The organism is Mesorhizobium sp. ISC25 (genome assembly GCF_042295465.1).
In the GTDB taxonomy this organism is placed as follows: Bacteria; Pseudomonadota; Alphaproteobacteria; order Rhizobiales; family Rhizobiaceae; genus Mesorhizobium.
This window is the reverse complement of the sequence record NZ_CP135441.1, coordinates 1,020,430-1,041,470: the sequence shown is the minus strand read 5'-3', so window position 1 is coordinate 1,041,470 and position 21,041 is coordinate 1,020,430. Positions and strand designations below refer to the sequence as shown.

Annotated in this window: 17 protein-coding genes and 1 pseudogene; 10 read left to right on the top strand and 8 right to left on the bottom strand. The window is 63.1% G+C overall.

Going from position 1 to position 21,041, the window contains the following annotated elements:
• Positions 1–58: 58 nt before the first annotated feature.
• The 4 genes from RQ479_RS05080 to RQ479_RS05065 all read left to right on the top strand — a co-directional run bounded on the left by RQ479_RS05080 (position 59) and on the right by RQ479_RS05065 (position 3,836).
• Entirely contained in the window at positions 59–562 is a 504-nt protein-coding gene (locus RQ479_RS05080) for a histidine phosphatase family protein (RefSeq protein WP_292653433.1), read from the top strand.
• Between the two features lie 62 nt (positions 563–624).
• Positions 625–2,103 (top strand): YcjX family protein, encoded by a 1,479-nt coding sequence (locus RQ479_RS05075; RefSeq protein WP_376704322.1) that lies wholly within the window; start codon positions 625–627, stop codon positions 2,101–2,103.
• Positions 2,100–3,194 (top strand): YcjF family protein, encoded by a 1,095-nt coding sequence (locus tag RQ479_RS05070; RefSeq protein ID WP_376704321.1) that lies wholly within the window; start codon positions 2,100–2,102, stop codon positions 3,192–3,194. The genes RQ479_RS05075 and RQ479_RS05070 overlap by 4 nt, the downstream gene beginning before the upstream one ends.
• An 87-nt stretch (positions 3,195–3,281) precedes the next feature.
• On the top strand, positions 3,282–3,836 hold the full coding sequence (locus tag RQ479_RS05065) for a hypothetical protein (RefSeq protein ID WP_376704320.1): 555 nt from the start codon (positions 3,282–3,284) through the stop codon (positions 3,834–3,836).
• 63 nt (positions 3,837–3,899) lie between these two features.
• Here the strand turns inward: RQ479_RS05065 and RQ479_RS05060 are convergent, their stop codons facing one another.
• On the bottom strand, positions 3,900–4,166 hold the full coding sequence (locus tag RQ479_RS05060; RefSeq protein ID WP_352466409.1) for a hypothetical protein: 267 nt from the start codon (positions 4,164–4,166) through the stop codon (positions 3,900–3,902).
• Positions 4,167–4,394: 228 nt separating this feature from the next.
• Here RQ479_RS05060 and RQ479_RS05055 point away from each other — a divergent pair, with 228 nt between their 5' ends.
• A complete protein-coding gene (locus RQ479_RS05055; protein WP_352466408.1) occupies positions 4,395–6,230 on the top strand; it encodes a monovalent cation:proton antiporter-2 (CPA2) family protein in 1,836 nt (611 codons plus the stop codon).
• Between the two features lie 17 nt (positions 6,231–6,247).
• Complete coding sequence (locus RQ479_RS05050) at positions 6,248–6,799, top strand: DUF924 family protein (protein WP_376704319.1); 552 nt, start codon at positions 6,248–6,250, stop codon at positions 6,797–6,799.
• Positions 6,800–6,823: 24 nt separating this feature from the next.
• Here the strand turns inward: RQ479_RS05050 and folK are convergent, their stop codons facing one another.
• Genes folK through folP form a run of 3 tightly spaced genes read right to left on the bottom strand, consistent with a single transcriptional unit; the run spans position 6,824 to position 8,540 of the window.
• Positions 6,824–7,348 (bottom strand): 2-amino-4-hydroxy-6-hydroxymethyldihydropteridine diphosphokinase, encoded by a 525-nt coding sequence (folK, locus tag RQ479_RS05045; protein WP_352466407.1) that lies wholly within the window; start codon positions 7,346–7,348, stop codon positions 6,824–6,826.
• Positions 7,332–7,691, bottom strand: coding sequence for a dihydroneopterin aldolase (gene folB / locus RQ479_RS05040; RefSeq protein WP_023674838.1), 360 nt, complete (start codon positions 7,689–7,691; stop codon positions 7,332–7,334). The genes folK and folB overlap by 17 nt, the downstream gene beginning before the upstream one ends.
• Before the next feature lie 3 nt (positions 7,692–7,694).
• Positions 7,695–8,540, bottom strand: coding sequence for a dihydropteroate synthase (gene folP / locus RQ479_RS05035; RefSeq protein ID WP_376704318.1), 846 nt, complete (start codon positions 8,538–8,540; stop codon positions 7,695–7,697).
• A gap of 96 nt (positions 8,541–8,636) precedes the next feature.
• Between folP and RQ479_RS05030 the strand changes: the two genes are divergently transcribed.
• Complete coding sequence (locus tag RQ479_RS05030) at positions 8,637–9,254, top strand: DUF922 domain-containing Zn-dependent protease (protein ID WP_376704317.1); 618 nt, start codon at positions 8,637–8,639, stop codon at positions 9,252–9,254.
• Positions 9,255–9,451: 197 nt separating this feature from the next.
• Positions 9,452–10,923, top strand: a pseudogene (locus RQ479_RS05025) (MDR family MFS transporter).
• Positions 10,924–10,950: 27 nt separating this feature from the next.
• On the opposite strand, the gene RQ479_RS05020 reads toward RQ479_RS05025, so the two are convergent.
• The 3 genes from RQ479_RS05020 to RQ479_RS05010 all read right to left on the bottom strand — a co-directional run bounded on the left by RQ479_RS05020 (position 10,951) and on the right by RQ479_RS05010 (position 12,848).
• Entirely contained in the window at positions 10,951–11,979 is a 1,029-nt protein-coding gene (locus RQ479_RS05020) for an NAD(P)/FAD-dependent oxidoreductase (protein ID WP_376704316.1), read from the bottom strand.
• 82 nt (positions 11,980–12,061) lie between these two features.
• Positions 12,062–12,382: a 2Fe-2S iron-sulfur cluster-binding protein gene (locus RQ479_RS05015; RefSeq protein ID WP_023674833.1), complete on the bottom strand. Its 321-nt coding sequence runs from the start codon at positions 12,380–12,382 to the stop codon at positions 12,062–12,064.
• A gap of 97 nt (positions 12,383–12,479) precedes the next feature.
• Positions 12,480–12,848 carry an Hpt domain-containing protein gene (locus RQ479_RS05010; RefSeq protein ID WP_292660938.1) on the bottom strand — a complete coding sequence of 123 codons (369 nt, stop codon included), beginning with the start codon at positions 12,846–12,848 and terminating at the stop codon, positions 12,480–12,482.
• A gap of 285 nt (positions 12,849–13,133) precedes the next feature.
• Here RQ479_RS05010 and RQ479_RS05005 point away from each other — a divergent pair, with 285 nt between their 5' ends.
• Together RQ479_RS05005 and RQ479_RS05000 are read left to right on the top strand one after the other, a co-directional pair.
• A complete protein-coding gene (locus RQ479_RS05005) occupies positions 13,134–19,715 on the top strand; it encodes a kinesin (RefSeq protein WP_376704315.1) in 6,582 nt (2,193 codons plus the stop codon).
• Positions 19,716–19,851: 136 nt separating this feature from the next.
• Positions 19,852–20,307 carry a macro domain-containing protein gene (locus RQ479_RS05000; RefSeq protein ID WP_376704314.1) on the top strand — a complete coding sequence of 152 codons (456 nt, stop codon included), beginning with the start codon at positions 19,852–19,854 and terminating at the stop codon, positions 20,305–20,307.
• A gap of 41 nt (positions 20,308–20,348) precedes the next feature.
• On the opposite strand, the gene RQ479_RS04995 is transcribed toward RQ479_RS05000, so the two are convergent.
• Positions 20,349–21,005 (bottom strand): ABC-type transport auxiliary lipoprotein family protein, encoded by a 657-nt coding sequence (locus RQ479_RS04995; RefSeq protein WP_376704313.1) that lies wholly within the window; start codon positions 21,003–21,005, stop codon positions 20,349–20,351.
• Positions 21,006–21,041: the final 36 nt, after the last annotated feature.

Here is a 21,041-nt window from a genome sequence, read left to right as displayed (position 1 = left end):
CTGATGGCAAATCCTGCGGCGTGTTGACGGGTTCGGTGCCCGGCACAACGGGGATCCGGTGACCAGACTTTACCTGCTGAGGCATGCGAAGGCCGGCTGGGCACTGCCTGGCGTGGCTGACATCGACCGCCCGCTCGATGCATCCGGCTTCGCCGATGCCGAAGCGATGGGCACGCTGATGCGTTCCCGCAAATACGCACCGGGCCTCACCCTTTGCTCAAGCGCCAGGCGCGCCCGCCAGACGCTGGAAAGCTTGGCTGGCCACACCGACACGGGCCGGGTGCTGTTCCTTGACACGCTCTACAGCGACGATGCCGCCGCGTACCTCGCTGCCATCCGGCAGAATGGCGGGCTGGATGCCCTGCTTGTCATCGGCCACAATCCGATGATTGAGGATCTCGCCATGGCGCTCTCAGGCGACGGCGAGGAGACCGCGCGGGCTATGCTGAACCACGGCTTCCCGGCCTCCGCACTTGCGGCGGTCCGGTTCAACGGCAGTCTTGCCGAGGCTGCGCCGGGCGCCGGCTATCTCGAAGCCTTCCTGACGCCTGCCGATATCTGAGGCCATTTCAAAGCCGCGCATCAAAGCCTATATCGGATCCTGACCGGCCCGCGAGAACAGATTTGGCATCATCGCTGACGACTTTTACCGACGAGGCGAAGATTGCCTTGGATACGTTGTCAGGCCGCGCTGCCGGGCTTTTCGCTCCGTCGCTGCGCCTTGGCGTGACTGGGCTGTCCCGCGCCGGCAAGACGGTGTTCATCTCGGCCCTGGTGCACAATCTGGTCCATGGCGGACGCTTGCCGCTGTTTGAGGCACAAAAATCGGGGCGCATCGCCCGCGCTTTTCTCGAAGAGCAGCCGGACGACGCGGTACCACGCTTCCAGTACGAGGATCACATCGCGGCTCTTGTCGACGATCGGGTCTGGCCGGATTCGACGCGTGCGATTTCCGAACTGAGGCTCACCATCGAATACGAATCGGCCTCTGGCTGGAGCCGCATGTTTTCCGCCGGCAAATTGTCGGTCGACATCGTCGATTATCCCGGCGAATGGCTGCTCGACCTGCCGCTGCTCGGCAAGTCCTACGCCGATTTTTCGCGTGAGGCCTTCGAGATGGCCGTGTTGCCGGTGCGTGTCGATCTTTCGCGGGAATGGCGGGCTCTCTCCAATCCGGTCGACCCCAACGCCGAGGCCGACGAGATGACGGCGCGCCGTCTCGCTGAGAGCTTCGCGGCCTATCTCAAGGCCTGCAAGCTCGACGAGCGGGCTCTTTCGACCTTGCCGCCCGGCCGCTTCCTGATGCCCGGCGATCTTGAAGGCTCGCCCGCTCTCACCTTCGCGCCGCTTGCGAAGCTCGGCTCCGGGCGCGCCCGCTCGGGATCGCTGCAGGCGATGATGGAGCGGCGCTACGAGGCTTACAAGACGCATGTCGTCAAACCGTTCTTTCGCGAACACATCACGCGTCTCGACCGCCAGATCGTGCTCATCGACGCATTGCAGGCATTGAACGCCGGCCCCGGCGCGATGGCCGATCTGGAACGTGCGGTCACCGAAATCCTGTCCTGTTTCCGCCCCGGCCGGGGCAATTTCCTCACCGACCTGTTTTCGAGGCGCATCGACCGCATATTGGTGGCCGCGACCAAGGCCGACCATCTGCACCACGAAAGCCACGACCGGCTGCAGGCGATCGTGCGGCGGCTAGCCGACCGCGCCGTGGCGCGAGCGAATTTCACCGGCGCCGACGTCGACGTCGTGGCCATGGCGGCCATGCGCGCGACCCGTGAAGGCACGGTCAAGCAGGGCCGCGAGACTTTGCCGGTCATTATCGGCACGCCATTGCGTGGCGAAAAAATCAATGGCGAAACCTTTGACGGAAAGACCGAAACAGCCATATTTCCCGGTGACTTGCCAGAGAAAGTTAATGCGGTGTTCGACCTTTCCGAATCGGCTCGCCGCCAGAACAATGACGACCCCGCGATCCGCTTCGTGCGCTTTCGCCCGCCGAAACTCGAGCGCACCGCCGAGGGCGTGACACTGTCGCTGCCGCATATCAGGCTCGACCGCGCGCTGCAGTTCCTGATTGGAGATCATCTCGCATGAGTGCGCCCCGCAGACCGGCGGCCTTTCGCATCGAGCCGGAGCCCCAGCAAAAGGAAGATTCGACGGCTCGCCATGCTGCGTCCGAGGCCGCGCCGGCGCGAAAGCCGCGTACCGTGAAGGCGGATTTAGCCGTGGTCACACCGGCGGAGATCGACGTCTTCGACGAGCCTGATATCGTCGCTGCCGAACCGCCGCCGGCGATTGCGCCGCGAAAACGTTCGCTGCTTGGCAGCCTGTTCTTCGGCGCGCTGGGCGTTCTGGTTTCGCTCGCCGTCGGCCTCTGGACCGACCAGCTGATTCGCGACCTGTTCGAGCGCGCCGAGTGGCTGGGCTGGCTGGCTGCCGGTATGGCCGCGATCGCCATCCTGGCGCTTCTGATCATCCTCGTGCGCGAGTTCATGGCGATTGCCCGCCTTGCCGAGGTCGAAAAGTTGCAAAAGCGGGCGCTCGATGCGATTGCCCGCGACGATCCGAAGGCCGCCCGCGCCGTGGTCGACGAGTTGTCGGCATTTGTCGCGGCCAAGCCCGAAACCGCGGCCGGCAGGCGCTCGCTGGCCGAATTGCGCGGCGAGATCATTGACGGCGGCAATCTGGTGCGGCTGGCCGAGACCGAGATCCTCGGCCCGCTCGATGCCCGCGCCAGGGTGATGATTCTCGAAGCGGCGAAGCGCGTCTCCCTGGTGACCGCGGTCAGCCCCCGCGCCCTGGTCGACGTCGCTTACGTCGTGTTCGAAGCCGGCCGGCTGATTCGCCGCCTGTCGGAGCTATATGGCGGTCGCCCCGGCACGCTTGGCTTTTTTCGCCTGGCGCGCAGCGTTCTCGCCCATCTCGCGGTCACCGGGTCGATCGCCGTCGGCGACAGTTTCGTCCAGCAGATTGTTGGCCACGGCCTTGCCGCCAGGCTCTCGGCCAAGCTCGGCGAAGGCGTCGTCAACGGCATGATGACTGCGCGCATCGGCATTGCAGCGATGGAAACCGCAAGGCCCCTGCCCTTTTACGCTGTCAGGCGGCCCGGATTGGGCGATTTCCTCTCCGCGCTGACCTCCTTTGCTGCAAAGAAAGAAAAAGAAACATCCGCTTCCGGAACGTGACTATCGCCTTGGGGTGACAAAGCATTAACCAATCTTGTCCATGGTCGGAAGCGTCCAAACCAGTCTCTTTGTTGCCGGGTGTCGTCGATGAAAAGCGTTATTCTGTCCAGCGGGCTGCCCGTGGCGCTCGCGCTTGTCGCAACCGTCGGCATTGCCGGAAAGACCTCGGCGGCGGAACCGGACAAGCAGTTCTTTCGATCGGTCGAAGGAAAATGGGTCGGCCCAGGGGAAATCGTTGCCGGCAAATACAAGGGCACGAAATTCACCTGCAGCTTCATCGGCTCGACGCCTGACGGCAAGGTTGGCATGTCGCTCGACGGCGGCTGCCGGGTAGGCATGTTCACCCAGCAGATGTCGGCAACGATCGAACACAAGGGCCGGCTGGGCTACAAGGGCAGCTTTATGGGCGGGGCCGCCGGCTCCGGCCTCGACATTATCGGTGGCAATGTCGTCGATGCGCACAAGGTGGTTTTCACGATAAATCGCAATCAGTTGCGCGGCGTTATGCAGGCGCTTGTCCCCGATGACAATTCGATGACGGTGACCGTTGCCGTGCGCGTCGACCAGCAGCTGGTACCGGTCATCGGCATGAAGTTGAAGCGGATCGATGCAGTCGAGGTCGGCTCCATAACTCCGAACTGACTTTCAGCGTGAGAAAGGCGGCGGCCAGACGGCGCCGCCCTCATTTGATTTGCAATTAAGTGCTCAGCCCTTGATCGCGGCAATCACCTCGTCATAGGCCTTGCAGGCCTCGGCCGCTGTCGTGCCGCCCTGATATTTGGTTGTGACCGCCTGGACCTTGGCCGCGAGGTCGGCTGCCTTGGCTGGATCCTTGGTAATCGCAGCCTGAAGTGCCGCAGTCATGTCCTGGGCCTTCTTGGTCAGTATCTCCGTCGTGCACTCGGGTGCCTTCGAGCAGGCCGAGCCGGCAAGCGCCGCGATGCCAACGGCAACCAGCAAAAACGTCTTCATGTCAGTCATCTCCTCAAAAAGGGCTGCGACTTGATCGTCGCTCACCCTCCACTGGCCGAAGCCGGGCGTCCTTAGCGCCGGATCGCTGGAACAAGCAACGCCAGGCACCCCATTATCCTGTGCAGTGCGCCTGCAATATCGCCTTCACAATGCGCCGCATTCGCACTGTTCGATCCGCCTCGAACCCCCTATCTTGGCCGCTTGTTGCAAGAGAGCGGAACGGCAGGCATGGCGGCAGAGGCATCGAACAGCGATCTGATCCAGGTGGTGGCGCTGCTTGCCGCCGGCGTCGTTGCGGTACCGATCTTCAGGCGCATGGGACTCGGCTCCATCCTCGGCTATTTGGCGGCCGGTGTCGTGATCGGCCCGTTCGGACTGCGCATTTTTTCCGAATCGGAAGCCATTCTTCATGTCGCCGAACTCGGCGTCGTCATGTTCCTGTTCATCATCGGGCTGGAGATGCAGCCGTCACGGCTATGGGGCCTGCGCCGCGAGATTTTCGGGCTTGGCGCGCTGCAGGTCGGCGTCTGCGCGGTCCTGCTGACCGGCGTCGGGCTGGCGGGAGGTTTTCCTATCGCGCAATCCTTCGTCGCCGGCGCCGGTTTCGTGCTCACCTCGACGGCCATCGTCATGCAATTGCTGGAAGAACGCGGCGAACTGGCCACGCCCAAGGGCCAGCGCATCGTTTCGGTCCTGCTTTTGGAAGACCTGGCCATCGTGCCATTGCTGGCGCTGATCGCCTTCCTCGCGCCGGGCGGCGCCGATATGAGCCTGTCGGATCGGTTGACGGAGGTCGGCATCGGCCTTGCCGCGATCATCGGGCTGGTGCTTGCAGGACGCTATCTGCTCAATCCGTTCTTCCGTATCCTGGCGGATGCGCGCGCCCGTGAGGTGATGACCGCTGCCGCCCTTCTGGTCGTTCTCGGGTCAGCGCTTGCCATGCAGCTTTCCGGCCTGTCGATGGCGATGGGCGCCTTCCTGGCCGGCGTGCTTTTGTCGGAATCGACCTTCCGCCACCAGCTGGAGGCCGACATCGAACCGTTCCGCGGTATTCTGCTCGGGCTGTTCTTCCTCGCCGTCGGCATGTCGCTCGACCTGCATGTGGTCGTCATCAACTGGCAACTCATTGCCATTTATGTCGTCGCCTACATGGTGATGAAAGCGATCGGCATCTATATCGTTGCCCGCATTCTCAAAACCGGCCACCGGGAAGGGCTCGAGCGCGCGGTCTTCATGGCGCAAGGCGGCGAATTCGCCTTCGTCCTCTATTCCGCAGCGGCGGCGGTCGGGATCATCGATAGCCAGGCCAATGCGATGCTGACCGCCATCGTCATCATTTCCATGGTGCTGACGCCGTTGGCGATCATAGTCCTGCGGTATCTGACGCCGCGCGACGAGCAGTCGCTTGAAGGCGTCGATGTCGCGCAGGGCCTGACCGGCAGCGTGCTGATCATCGGCTTTGGCCGGTTCGGCCAGATCGCCAGCCAGCCGCTTTTGTTGCGCGGGATCGACGTATCGATCATCGACAATGAGGTCGAAATGATCCAGGCGGCAGCCGATTTCGGCTTCAAGGTATATTATGGCGATGGCACGCGGCTGGATATCCTGCGGGCCGCGGGAGCCGGGCGGGCACGCGCCGTGCTGATCTGCGTCGACAAGCCCGATGCCGCCGTGCGCATCGCGGAACTGATCAAGGCGGAGTTTCCCTTGCTGACAGTGCTGGCACGGGCCTTCGACCGCGGCACGGCGTTGCAGCTCATTCGTGCCGGCGTCGACTATCAGCTCCGCGAGACGTTCGAATCGGCGCTTGTCTTCGGCGGCTCGACCCTGGAAGCCCTCGGCGTCGACCCGGAAGAAGTCGCCGAGGTAGTCGAGGACGTCCGCCGCCGCGACGCTGCCCGTTTCGAGCTTCAACAGGCCGAAGGCATCCGCGCCGGACGGCGCTTCCTCAAAGGCAATATCGGCACGCCCATCCCGACGCCGCTCAGCACGCCACGGCGCGCGGGCCAGGCGCTCAACGAGGAGACCGCCGGCGTGCTGCAGAAATCCGAACCGGCCGATTAAACCTTGGAACGACGCGAATGATGAACGAACTGGACGAGCGCGCTCTCTCCGTCACCGGATTCTGGCGCGACGCGGGGGAGGACGCGTGGTTCGAGAAGAACGACGCCTTTGATATCGACTTTCGCACCCGGTTTTTCGATCTGCACTTCGCCGCCGCCCGCCGCGAATGCGACGGCTGGTCTGAACACGCCGAAGGGTCGCTGGCACTGATGATCCTGTTCGACCAGTTTCCGCGAAACTGCTTTCGCGGCACCGGCCACATGTACGCCACGGACCCGCTGGCGCGGCATTTCGCCGGGAAAGCGATCGCCGCCGGCCATGACCTGGCGCTCGACGAAAACCTCCGCGTCTTTCTTTATTTGCCCTACGAGCATTCGGAGGACCTCGCCGATCAGCTCAGATCGATGGAGCTTACCGCCGCCAAAGCCCCCTCCTACCTGAAATATGCGATCGAGCATCGCGACATCATCCAGCGCTTCGGCCGCTTTCCGCATCGAAACAGGATGCTTGGCCGCGAGACGACACCAGACGAACAATTGTTCCTCGACGGAGGTGGGTTTTCCGGCTGACTTCGGGCACCGATGGCGGCAGCGTCAGGCCTTCCACCAATCCCGGCCCGACGGCAGCCGTTCAATGCCCGATGTGTCGACGGCGGCCAGTCGCTCCGACACGCTCTTGCCGTCGACCACAAGCTCCGGCGCAATTTCTGCCAGCGGCGCCAGCACGAAGGCGCGCTCCAGCATGCGCGGATGCGGCACCTCCAGTCCGGTCTCGTGGATGATGCGGTCGCCGAACACCAGAATGTCGATATCGATCAGGCGTGGACCCCAGCGCTCCTCGCGCACCCGCTTCAGTTTTCGCTCGGCGTCGAGGCAAAGGTCGAGCAAAGCCCGCGGCGCGAGCGCGGTCGAGATTTCGGCCGCCGCGTTGAGGAAATCCGGCTGATCGAGCTTGCCCCAGGGCGGCGTGCGGTAGAGCGACGAAACGGCAATGACGCGCGTGCTCTCGTCGGCATCCAGAATGCCCAGTGCCGCAGCCATCGACTTCGCCGGATCGCCGAGATTGCCGCCAAGGCTGAGATAGACGGTGTTGTTGTTGTTACTATTCTGGCCAGACAACGGTCACCTCGACATGATCGAGCACACCCGGCACCGGGGCGTTCGGCTTGCGCACCGTGATCTCGGCCTTTTTGATCTGCGGAAACCGCGCCGTCAGCGCCCTCGCCACTTCGAGCGCCAGCGCTTCAATCAGAAAGCGCCGTTCGCCGGTAATGATCTTCTCGATGACCGCAAAGGCGATGCCGTAATTGACGGTGTCCTCGATGGAATCCTCGACCAGTGCCCGCCCGGGATCCACCGTGAGTGCCGCATCGACATAAAAGCGCTGGCCGAGCGTCTCTTCTTCGTCCAGCACACCGTGCCGGGCAAAGAAGGCGCAGTTCTTCATGCGGATGACATACATGGCTCAGCTTTCCCCGATCTCACGTGCCAGCATAGCATCGGCGATGGCCAACGCGTCCACGTTGATTGCGACATCGTGTACGCGAAAAAGATGCGCGCCTTTGAGCCTCAGGATTACGCTGGTGGCCGCGGTTCCGGCGCCTCTTGCGGCTGCGTCGCGGCCGGTGACGGTGCCGATAAAGCGCTTTCGCGATGTGCCTGCCATCAGTGGAAAACCTAGCGCACGAAGCTCGGAAAACCGTGCCATCAGGTCAAGATTTTCCGCGGCCGTCTCCTTGGCGAAGCCGAAGCCCGGATCGAGCACGATATGATCGTCGGCAACACCGCTCCGCCGCGCAATTTCCAGCGACTTCCTGAGGAAGAAAAGCTGATCGGCAATCACGTCGGGCAGTTTCTGTCGGTCCCGTCCCGTGTGCATGATGACAAGCCCGGCGCCGGTTTCGGCTGCGACGCGGGCAATGCCCGGTTCGCGCTGCAGGCCCCAGACGTCATTGACGATATGTGCGCCGGCTTGGACGGCAAGCCGGGCCGTGTCCTCGCGGTAGGTATCTACCGAGATCAGCGTTCCGCCAGACGTCGCGAGCGCCTCGATGACCGGCAATATGCGGGCCTGCTCTTCCTTTGCGGAGACCGCAGACGCCCCGGGACGTGTCGATTCTCCGCCGATGTCGATGACGGAGGCGCCCTCCTCCACCATGCGGCGCGCCTGGGCCACCGCTTTTTCCGGCACATCGAACAGGCCGCCGTCGGAAAAACTGTCAGGCGTGATGTTGAGGATGCCGACGACCACGGCCTTGCCGCCAAGGTCGAGATGGCGCCCATGCGCCAGCTGCCATCGCCCTGTCATCATTGCCCATCAACCATGTTCAATCCCGCGGCGTGGCCGGGTATCAATTCCGTTGCGCCGAGGACGGCGGTAAAGCAAGGTGGCGAAAGAGGCAACACGATGAAACGATCCCTCCTCTGCGCCCTGATGCTCGCTCTGACCGCATTCCCGGCCGGCGCTGCAACTCTCGTCAAGACATATAGTTATTTCCCGATTGGCGGCAGGACGCTCGACGACATCGAGACCCAGCTGTCGAAACTCGGGCCCCAGGTGAAAAGCACCGGGTCGCGGCATCCGGGCGCTACCCAGATGGCGTTCACCACCCGCGTCAGCTATGCGCAAAAGCCGGGCTCGTGCTGGATTGCCGACGCTGTCGTCACCGTCAAGGTCAAGGTGATCCTTCCCGAGTGGCGCCGCCCGCGCAAAGCCGATGCCGGCGTCAGGCTGTTCTGGGATACGTTGTCCGCCGACATCAAGCGCCATGAGGAACGCCACGTCGAGATTGCCAAGAACCATGGCCGCGAACTCGAAGACGCCTTGAAGGCGAGCTACCCGGAAAAGACCTGCGAACTGGCCAAGGCCAAGGCCGCGAAAATCACGGCGGCCATGCTCGCCAAGCACGACCAGGACCAGATGCGCTTCGATCGTGTGGAAAGCGTCAATTTCCAAAGCCGCATCCTGCGGCTTTTGCACTATCGCGTCGAGCGCATTGAGAACGGCCGGCTCGCACCCGGCTGAACTCCGCGTCGTTGGACAAAGCCAATTTTGCCGAAACATAGTGCCAGCTTCGGAAAACTTTCGAGCCGCTGTCGAAATCGGCCTATAGCGAACGACATATGCCAGGTTCGCAGGGATCAGCCTCCGGCAAACGCCAACGTACTGGATGCTTCCCAGCCCGTCGCGGAAGTGCACGCAGGCATAATGGATGAACGGATATGGACCAGGCTGTCGACAAGCAAGCGATGGTGGAAACCAGCGCGCCGCTGACCGAAACCGAGAAAAACGCCATCATCGGCGGCGTGCTTTTGTCGATGCTGCTGGCGGCGCTCGACCAGACCATCGTCGCGCCGGCGATGCCGACGATGGCACGCATGCCGAATATCTGCCATGGATCGTGACCGGCTATCTTCTGACCGCGACCGCCGTGGCGCCGCTCTACGGCAAGATCTCCGACATTTATGGTCGCCGGCCGACCGTCTATGCTGCAATCCTGATCTTTCTCGCCGGCTCGCTGGTCAGCGCCACGGCCCCCAACATGCTGGTCCTGGTTGTCGGCCGGGCGATCCAGGGCGCCGGTGGCGGCGGTCTTTTCGCCCTGACGCCGACGGTGATCGGCGACCTCGTGCCGCCGCGCGAGCGGGCTCGCTACGCCGCCTGGATCTCGGGCACCTGGGCCGTCGCCAGCATCGCCGGGCCGCTGCTCGGCGGCACCTTCGCCGAACATCTGCATTGGTCGCTGATCTTCTGGATCAACATTCCGCTCGGCCTGCTGGCGATGGCGATCATCAACAACCCGCTCAAGAAGCTGCCGATCGCCGCAAAACATCACCGCATCGACGGCCTCGGCGCGCTGCTTCTGGTCGCGGCCACCTCGCTGCTGCTGCTTGCCTTGAACTGGGGCGGCAGCGAGTATCGGTGGCTGTCGCCTGAAATCCTTGGACTGCTCGCCTGCTCGGCGGTGTTCTGGAGCGCGTTCGCGCTGCGGCTGATGCGCGCGGCCGAACCGCTGATCTCGCTCGAAGTGCTCGGCAATCCGATCGTTCTCGCCGGCACGCTGTCGATGTTCCTGCTGCAGGCCGCCAATGTCGGCTTGTCCGTCTATCTGCCGGTCTACCTGCAATCGGTCGTCGGCCTGTCGGTCAGCGAATCGGGCACCGCGTTGCTTGGGCTGATGCTCGGCACGGTGGCCGGTGCGACATTCAGCGCGCGAATGATCCCGCGCTTTTTCCACTATAAGCGCATTGCCATGATCGGAACTGTTTTCTCGATCCTGTGCCTCGGCGTGCTCAGCCTGGTCGCCGGGCATGCCTCACTGTTAGTCGTCGAGGTGTTGACGACCTGCATAGGGCTGGGCACAGGCACGACCTTTCCGGTTGCCACTGTCTCGGTCCAGAACGCCGTCGATCGTATGCACCTTGGCGTGGCGACCGGCGTGCTCACGTTCCTGCGCTCGCTGGGCAGCGCGCTTGGCGTCGCTATGCTCGGTGCCGTCGCCCTTGGATACGGGCTGCCGCTGGCCAGCGAAGGCACGCAGCCGGCCGGCCATATCGCCTCGGCCATGCCGTTCGTGATGATCTTTCTTGCAGCGGCCGCGATCTTGCTGTTGTCGCTCATCACGCTCTGGCTGATGCCGGAAAAAACGCTTCGCGGCCATGCAGAGGCTGTGGCCCCAGCCTTGGCGGAGTAGACCGGCCTGACGAAAATATGGCGAGGTTCAGCCGACCACGCCGAGCTTCTTCTGCAGACTGGTCGACGAGGTCGTATACTGAAAAACGATGCGCTCGCCGGGGCTGACGATGCGCTTGGCTGCCTGCGCCATCAAGGCGACCTCGTGGAAGCCCGACAGGATCAGCTTCAGCTTGCCGGGGTACCAGTTGATGTCGCCGACGGCGAAGATGCCGGGCACCGACGTCTGGAATTTTTCGGTGTCGACCGGGATCAGGTTCTCGTAAAGGTTGAGGCCCCATTCGGCGATTGGGCCGAGCTTCATTGTCAGGCCGAAGAATGGCAGCATCCGCGTACACGGCACTTCGATATCGCCCTCCGGCCCCTTGATGATGGCGGAGGCGAGCTGGCCGTCGGCGCCGGTCAGGCCGGTCACCTGTCCGACCTGGAATTCCAGCTGCTTCATCTCCTGCATGGCATACATCTTGTTGACGCTGTCGGGCGCTGCACGGAATTCGGGCCGCCGATGCACCAGTGTCACGCTCTTGGCCACCGGCTGCAGGTTCAGCGTCCAGTCGAGCGCCGAATCGCCGCCGCCGACGATGACGAGGTCATGGCCGCGAAAGTCCTCCATCCGGCGCACCGAGTAGAACACGCTCTTGCCTTCATAGGGTTCGATGCCCGGAATCGGCGGCCGCTTCGGCTGGAAAGAGCCGCCGCCAGCGGCGATCACCACAATTTTGGCTTCGAACACCTCGTTTTCGTCGGAAGTGACGCGGAAGCTGCCGTCCTCCAGTCTTTCCAGGCTCGAAACCATGCGGTTATAGGTGAATTCGGGCTTGAACGGCGCGATCTGTTCAAGCAGCTTGTCGACCAGACCTTGCGCCGAGATCGAGGGCCAGCCCGGAATGTCGTAGATCGGCTTTTCCGGGTAGAGTTCGGCGCACTGCCCGCCGGGCCGGTCGAGTATGTCGATCAGATGGCACTTCATGTCGAAGAGGCCGAGCTCGAACACCGCAAACAGGCCGACAGGCCCTGCCCCGACAATGAGTACGTCCGTCTTGGTGATAGCGGTCATGAAGCATGCGCCTTTATGGGAAAACGGCGCGACACTGCATGACCATTGGCCCGCTGCCAAGCGGCAGCGGCAAAAATCGGCATCAGCCCTGGCGGGCCGGCACGCGCACGACCAGCCCGTCGAGGGCGTCGCGCACCTTGATCTGACATGACAGCCGTGAGTTCGGCTGGACCTCGTAGGCGAAATCCAGCATGTCCTCTTCCATGGCTTCCGGCTCGCCGACCTCCGCCGTCCAGGCTTCGTCGACATAAACATGGCAGGTCGCGCAGGCGCAGGCGCCGCCGCATTCCGCTTCTATTCCCGGCACCGCATTGCGGATCGCATTTTCCATGACGGTCGAGCCGTTTTCGGCATCCACGTCAAAATGCGTGCCGTCATGGGCGATGAAGGTCAGCTTGGTCATTTGTCACCTGAAGGGAGTCTGAGCCGACATAATCACTCTGCCGGACAAGTCAACTGCGGCGCGAAAGCGCCGCTGCGTGGCGTTTTGGAGATAAGTCCTATCGGCTGATGGCGGCGACGAAATCCCGCACTTCTTCGATCAGCGACCCAAGCCGCTTCAGCGTGCTGGCGTCTTCGGGCCGGCATTCGATCGCGCTGGCGCAATCGGCAATGGCAAAGGCGCCGACCCCGCGCGCCGAGCCTTTGAGCCCGTGTGCCAATAGCAGCCGCTGCCTAACATCCGCATCGACGATCTTGTCGCGCACCGACAGCGCCTGCTGCACGAACAGAGCCAGCACCTCCTGCTCGAGGCTCCGATCGCCCATCGTCTGGCGCGCAAGATGCGCCAGGTCGATCGGCCGCGCCCCGGCTGTCCCCGACACGTCGCCGCCGGGCATCGAGAAGGCAATGCCGTTTTCGCCACGTATCACTTTGAGACTCCGTTCTTCGACCGCCGCAAAAACTAGGCGTATCCGGTGGACAACGGGTTAATGATTGGCCCGGAAAAATGTCGCGATAACGGCGCCGGAATCACGGCTGTGTTAACCTTATATTTAAAGTTTTACGTATCGGCCGGAATGCATGTTTTCTTTACCCGGCTGTGTCATTACGATACGACAGGTCCATTTTCAGCCTCCTGCGCGGGACACGCTAGGCAGAATCAATAAGCAGAACCATAAGTCCCGCCGCAGCTTGTACAGGGTAGCGAAGGCATGGCGAAGAAACCAACGACGACAAGAACGCTCGACAGCGACGTAGCCAGAGAACTCGAAAAGGCACTTGATATCGATCTGAGCGGCGATGCCGGCGGCGACTTCGACATGGCGGCATCCATGGAAGATCTGGAAGCGCAAATATCGCAGGCCGCCGACGAGCTGGCGCGCGAAGGTCGCAGCCAGAACGAACCGCCTGCCCCGGACCAGACCCAGAACGCGGCACCAGCCGCCAATCAAAGCCAGAGCGTAAATCCCGCGCCAAAGGCCAAGCCGGCTGAGTTGCGTCCTGTCGCAACGCGCAATGGCTCGCAGCCGGCAGCTTTCTCGCCGGCCAACGACGACCGTCAAAAAGACTATAAGACGCTCCTGCACACCCTCAATCGGCGCGCCTCGAACACGATCTATTGGGTCGTGGCTTTCGTTTCGCTGGCCTGGATCGCCGGCGCCGGCGGCCTTGCGAACCTATTGTTCGGACCTGGCATCTGGAACATCCGCACCTTCGATCAGTTTTTTGCCCGTCCCGAGCTGATCGGCCTGGCGGTCGCGGCAATCGTGCCCGTCATCCTGTTCTGGGCATTCGCAGTGATGATTCGCCGCGCTCAGGAGATGCGCCTTGCCGCGCAGTCGATGACCGAGGTGGCCTTCCGTCTGGCCGAGCCGGAAAATCTTGCCCAGGATCGCGTCATGATGATCGGCCAAGCGGTTCGCCGCGAGGTGGCGGCCATGGGCGAAGGCATCGAACGCACGCTTGCGCGTGCCGTCGAGCTTGAAACGCTGGTTCACAGCGAGGTGAACCAGATCGAGCGCTCCTATTCGGAGAACGAGTCGCGCATCCGCTCGCTGGTCGACGGGCTGGGCAGCGAGCGCGAAGCGGTCGTCACCCATGCCGAGCGCGTGCGCGCCTCGATCACCGGCGCCCACGAGACGCTGAAAGACGAGATCAACGCCGCCAGCGATATCATTCGCGACAGCATTCTCAACGCCTCGACCAAGCTGTCGATGACGATCAACGAATCCGGCGACACGCTGATCGACAGGATCAACGGAAGCTCGATGTCGATCTTCGATTCGGTGGAAGGCCGGCTCGAATCGATCACCGATCGGCTGTCGACGTCGGGCGAGGCCTTCGCCAGCCTGCTCGACACCCGCATCGCCAAGCTGACGGACACCACCGATGGCCTGACGCGGTCGCTGACCGACCTGCTCGACGACCGCACGAGCGGCATGGTGTCGCTGCTCGGCGGTGCTGCCCGCACACTTAATTCCGAATTCGAAGCCAGCCTCAACGGCATCGAGCGGACGCTTGCCGAACGTGGCCAGGCGCTTATCAGCGAGTTCCAGACCCGCGCCGAGGCGCTCGACACCGGTACGCAGAAGCTCAACGCCGCGCTGGAGGCTCGCGCACGCCAGATCAACGAGACGCTGGTCGAGCGCGCGCGCGAAATCGCCCACACCTTCCAGGATAGCAAGGAGACGCTGTCGGCGATGATTGATCAGGGCAAGACCCAGATCGGCGCCGACATGGCCGACATCATTTCATCGACCTCGACGATGCTTGAGGCCCGCGCCGGCGATTTCGCCGGGCGCATGGAGGCGGCGCGCCATGTCGTATCGCGTTCGTTCGATACGGACATCCAGCGGCTTGCCGAGGCTCGCGCCGGCATCGAGGAAGCCGTCGAAAACCACAGCCACAAGCTTTCCGAAAGCCGCGACCGGATGGCGGCGGCAATGCAGGCCGATCTGGCGAAGTTCGCCGAGGGTCGCGCCGAAATCGACGCAGCGGTGGCCAACCAGGTGCAGAAGCTTGCCGAAGGCCGCAGCCTTATCTCGCGCGCCCTTGAGGAGGATCTGCGCAAGGTCAACGAATCGCGCGCAGCGATCGACGCTTCGCTGGGCAGCCATCTCGAAAGCCTTGAAGAGGGTCGCAACAGGCTTGCCCAGGCCTTGAACGAAGACTCTGGAAAACTCGTGCAAGCTCGTACGATAATTGATGAAATGGTTGCCGGGCACGTCGGCAAGCTCGCCGAAGGCCGAAGCATCCTTTCGCGCGCGCTGGAGGCCGACCTCGGCAAGCTGGCAGAGAGTCGCGCCGGCATCGACGGCCTCGTCGCCGGTCAAGTCGAAAAGATCGCCGAGGGTCGCGCCATACTCGCCAGTGCGCTGGAAGCCGACATCGCCGGCATCAATGGCCTCATCGAGGCGCATTCGGCGAAATTGGCGCAAGACCGCAGCGGCCTTTCCCAGTCACTCGATAACGACCTGTCCGACATCAGGAGCCTGATCGCCGATCATTCTGGCAGGCTCGCCGATGACCGCAGCCTGCTCTCGAAGACGCTTGAAGACGATCTTGCCAAGTTGGCGGAAAGCCGGTCGAGCATCGATGGGCTGGTTGCCGGCCAGGTCGAGAAGCTGGCGGAAGGCCGCGACATCCTCAAGCGTGCACTTGAATCGGACCTGAACGCGATCAAGGGCGTCATCGCCAGCCAGTCCGACAAGCTGGCGGAAGACCGTGGCCAGTTGTCACGGGCACTGGAGAGCGACCTGGAGGCTGTGCGGGGCGTTGTCTCCGATCACATGAACAAGCTTGCCGAAGACCGTTCGACCCTTTCGAAAGCGCTCGAAGACGATCTCGCCAAATTGGCCGAAAGCCGCTCGAGCATCGATGTGATGGTTGCCGGACAGGTCGAAAAGCTGGCAGAGGGCCGCGACATCCTCAAGCGCGCGCTCGAAGCCGATCTGAGCACTGTCAAGGGCGTCATCGCCAGTCAATCCGAGAAGCTGGCGGAGGATCGCGGTCAGCTGTCGCGGGCACTGGAGACCGATCTCGAGGCCGTGCGGGGCGTCGTCTCCGATCATATGAACAAGCTCGCCGAGGACCGTTCGGCCCTTTCGAAGGCGCTCGAGGACGATCTCGCCAGGCTGGCAGAGAGCCGGTCGAGCATCGACGGGCTGGTCTCCGGCCAGGTCGAGAAGCTGGCCGAGGGTCGCGACATCCTGAAGCGCGCGCTGGAAGACGATCTTGCCAAGCTGGCCGAAAGCCGCTCGAGCATCGACGGACTGGTTTCCGGTCAAGTCGAGAAACTGGCCGAAGGCCGTGACATTCTCAAGCGCGCTTTGGAGGCCGATCTCAACACCATCAAGGATGTTATTGCGGGCCAGTCCGAGAAACTGGCGGAAGATCGCTCAACCTTGACCAAGGCGCTCGAAGACGACCTTGCCAAGCTGGCCGAAAGCCGCTCGAGCATCGACGGACTGGTTTCCGGCCAAGTCGAGAAACTGGCCGAAGGCCGCGACATTCTCAAGCGGGCCTTGGAGGCCGATCTCAGCACGATCAGGGGCGCCATCGCCGACCAGTCGCAGCTATTGACCGACAATCGCGCACAGTTTTCGCGTGCCCTAGAAGCCGATCTCGGCAATGTCAACAACCTTGTCGCAACCCACGCAGAGAAGCTTGTCCAGGACCGCTCGACGCTGTCGAAGGCGCTCGAGGACGATCTCGCCAAGCTGGCCGAAAGCCGCTCGAGCATCGATGGGCTGGTTGCCGGCCAGGTCGAGAAACTGGCGGAAGGCCGCGACATCCTCAGGCGCGCGTTGGAAGCCGACCTGGAAAGGCTTGCAATGAGCCGCAGCGAGGTCGACGAGATCGTCGCCGGTCATGTCGGCAAGCTGAGCGAGGGCCGCGACATGCTGACCCGCGCATTGCAGGACGATCTCTCCAGGCTCGCCGAAACGCGCAAGGATGTCGACCGTTCGCTGTCCGGCCATATCGACCAGATCGCCGCCAGGAGCACCGACATCTCCGATGCAATCGCTGCCGACGTAGAAAAGATCGAGCAGGTGTTCAGCCGGCAGACAGGCGTCATCGAGGAGCGCGCCAGCACCATGGAGCGGGCGCTGTCGACGGGTGTCGACAACGTTCGCAGTGTGCTCGAAAGAAGCGCGGTCTTCGTCGCCGGGGCGCTGCGCGAAAAGGTCATGGAAGTCACCAGCGCACTGCATGAGCAGGCGGGCGCGGCATTCAGCGATGCCGACCGCAAGATCGCCGAGCGCGCCGAGCAGACCTCGGCGGCTCTGCTCGCCAGGGCGGAGGACATCGCCCGCACCTTTGAAGATGCGGATCGTCGCCTTGCCGCGCGCGCCGAGGATACGTCGAGCGCACTGATTGCCCGCGTCGACGACACGTCGAACACCTTGCTCGCGCGTGCCCAGGAGACGGCCGATCAGCTGGCAGCCAGAGCAAGTGAGATTGCCGGCACCTTCGACGCGGCGGACCACAGGCTGGTCTCTCGCGCCATCGAAACGGCCCAGTCGCTGGCTGCACGTGCCGGCGACATCCTACGCAATTTCGAAACAGCCGACGAGCGGCTGGGCGTGCGCATCGGCGAATCCGCCGAAGCGCTCGCGGCACGCGCGTCGGACCTCGGTCGCATTTTCGATGCCGCCGACCAGCAACTTATCTCGCGCATTGCCGAAGGGTCCGAAGCACTTTCGGCCCGCGCGTCCGAGATCGGCCGCATCTTCGAGGAGGCGGATCATCGCCTGGTGTCCCGTATCGCCGACAGCAGCACCGCCATCGGCGAACATGCCGACACCATTGTTGGCGCCTTCACCAGCACCGAGCAGCGGGTTGCCGAACGCGCCAGGCAGACTGGCCAGGAACTCGCCGTCCATGCCCGTGAAATCGAGCAGGTGCTTGCCGGTGCCGACGAACGCCTGGCATCGAGTGCTGCTGTTACAGCCGCCCGCGTCGAGGAGCAGGTCGCCAGCGTCGAGAACCGCCTCGCCTACTCCGCCGAGACAATGGGCCAAAAGCTCAACGAACAGGTTTCGAATGCCGAGGCGCAGCTGGTCTCGCGTGCCAACACGATCGCCGAAACCTTCACCGCGGTCGGCCAGCATATCGGCCAGAGCACCAACGACGCTGCAAAGACCATCGGTGCCAATACTCGCGAGCTCAGTACGATGCTTGCGGCACGTTCGGCCGAAATATCGAAAATCCTGGACGAGACGGCACGGCCTCTGGTCGAGCGCTTCGCCCAGGGCGGCTCCGAGCTGCAAAAGAGCATGGAAGAGGTCACCGAACGTGCGACCGAGAAGCTGCGCACTCAAAACGCTGCCCTCGTCGACGCCCTCGCCAGCCGTACGGCCGAAACCCTGTCGGCCGTCGAAGGTGCGCGCTCGACGCTTGCCGACAGCGTTGCCGACCTCATCGGCCGCATGACCACCTCCAGCTCGCAGCTCGGTCAGTTGATCGAGCAGGCGGCGACCAATCTCGGCCAGGTCGACGAACGCCTGACCGGCAGCACGCAAAGCTTCGCCGCGACCACGGAAAAGACCGCGCAGACCTTCGCCAGTTCGGCGCGCCTGGTCGATTCGAACACGACGCGGCTCACCGAGCTGTCGTCGTCGACCTTGCGCGAGGTTGCTTCAATCGCCACCAAGTTCGACGAGCACAGCCGGTTACTTTCCAGTGCCTCGGACCTGTTGAGCTCGGCCCAGAGCAATCTAGAGCACACGCTCGAAAGGCAATCGTCGCTGGAGGACCTCGCCGTCGGCCTTGTCAAGAAGTCGGAAGATCTCGAAAGGGTCATGCGCTCGTTCGAGAATCTGGTCGGCCAGACGCTGCAGAACGCCGAAGGCAAGACGCTGGAATCCGCCGACAAGATCCGTACCGCGATTTCCGAAGTGGTCGATTCGGCCACCAAGCGCTTTGCCGATGCGACCGAGGAGATGCGGCGTACCGCCGGCTCGATCAAGAGCGAGCTCGACCTCACCCGGGCCGAGCTCAAGAAAGGCGTCATCGAGATGCCGGAAGAGGCAAAGGAATCAACCACGGCTATCCGCCGTGCCGTTTCCGAGCAGATCAACGCGCTGAAGGAACTTTCTGAAATCGTTGCCAAATCTGGCCGCAGCACCGACAGTTCGGAACAGCGCAACCTGCGTCCGGCGCCGCAAGCGCCTACTGCACGCGCCGCCGAACCGCCACGTCGCCCGGCTCCGGCTCCCGAACAGCGCCGTGCACCACAGGCACCTGCGGGCGAGACGGCGCTTCGCGGTACGCTCGACCTCGAACGTCCCGCAGACCAAGCGCCGCGCCAGCGCGACCCCAACGACCGCACGCCGCAGGGCGGTTGGGTGCGTGACCTCCTGACCGGTGCATCGCGCGAAGACGACGCCAAGCCGGCAGCGCCTGCCGAAGCGCCGCGCCCGGCACCCGCTGCGCGTTCGCCGCTTCATGTCGTGGAATCGCTGAACTCGCTCTCGGTCGATATCGCACGCGCCATCGATCACGATGCCTCGATCGAGCTGTGGAACCGCTACCGGCGCGGCGAGCGCGACGTCTTCACGCGCCGACTTTACACGCTGAAGGGCCAGCAGACGTTCGACGAGATCCGCCGCAAATATCAGTCGGAGGCGGAGTTCCGCGCTGCTGTCGATCGTTACTGCGACGATTTCGAAAAGCTGCTCAAGGACGTGTCGCGCAACGACCGCGACAACATCATGGCACAGACCTACCTGACCTCGGATACCGGCAAGGTCTACACCATGCTGGCCCACGCCAGCGGCCGCCTGCACTAAGCGGGCGACAGGAAAACTGAAAGGGCGTTCTGCCCTTTCCGTTTGAACCCGATGCTGAAATGATAGTCCCACTGCGCAAATCATCTGATCTGGTCGGATGTTTACGCGCAGGAGCTGAGGCCGGGATGTCGTGGCAATGCAGACAGTTCGCGGTGATCTGCTTCAGCTTGCGCTCGACGGAACGTTCGATGTCATTGTGCATGGATGCAACTGCCAGTGCCAAATGGGCAAAGGAATTGCTCTTTCCATAAAGCAGCGTTTTCCCGAAGCATATGCTGCGGATTGCGCGACATTGAAGGGCGACCCAGCCAAGCTGGGAAGCATATCCGTTGCCGAAATCAAGCGAGGCAGCCGCACTTTCCAGGTCGTCAACGGCTACACCCAGTTCCATTGGCAGGGCAAAGGCGTGAAGGCTGACTACCAGGCAATCCGAAAAGTCATGCAGGCGGTCAAAGGCAGATTCGCGGGCAAAAGAATCGGCTACCCGAAAGTTGGTGCGGGGCTGGCTGGAGGTGATTGGGAGATCATAGGCTCAATCATCGATGACGAGCTTGCGGGCGAAGATCACACGCTCGTCGAATATGCTCCGTGAGTTGCTTCGGTCTTTGGCCGCTTCATAGCAGCTAGCCCGGTTTAGATCACAGTGTCGGTCCAGCGGACGATTTGCCCGGCCGCATCGCCGAACGCGGCGTCGAGCGCGCCGACATAGGCCTGGTTGCCGCCGCCCGAAACGGGCGCGAGGGCGCTAAACGTCTTCGAAGCGCGCACTTCACCGTTGCGGTCGTTCAACAGGCGCACGAACAGCTCGACCTCGGCATGTTCGCCGCCATCGACACGCACCTCGAACGAGCGGATCTCGACGATCACCTGATAGTCGATCGCCAGCCCCTCGCCTGGCTTGCCGACGCCGGTGAAGCTGCCCGAGCGCTGGAACGTCTCTGCCAGCCGCGCCTGTACGATCATCGGCAGCCGGTCGGCCCATTGCGCGCCCTTGAGATACTGGATCGAGCGCGGCGATGGCTTGATGACGATGTTCTGGCTATCCAGCGCCTTGAGCGCCGACGGCTGGGCGATGAGGATCTGGCGACGGCTGTGGGCACGCGCTTCCAGCGACGGCGCCGAAAGCTCGAACGTATCCAGCGGCGCCGGTCTGCCGCCAGGCAAGGCCGCGCAGCTTGCTAGCGAAAGCGCCAGCAACACCGCCCAAACCTTAGACCCACCCGATGTGATGCTGCCTGAACTGATCGACTTCAAACGCGATCCCCCCCGGATCGTGGAAACAACGCGCATCTGCAAGCTATGTTCTTGCGGTGGTCGGGGATCGAA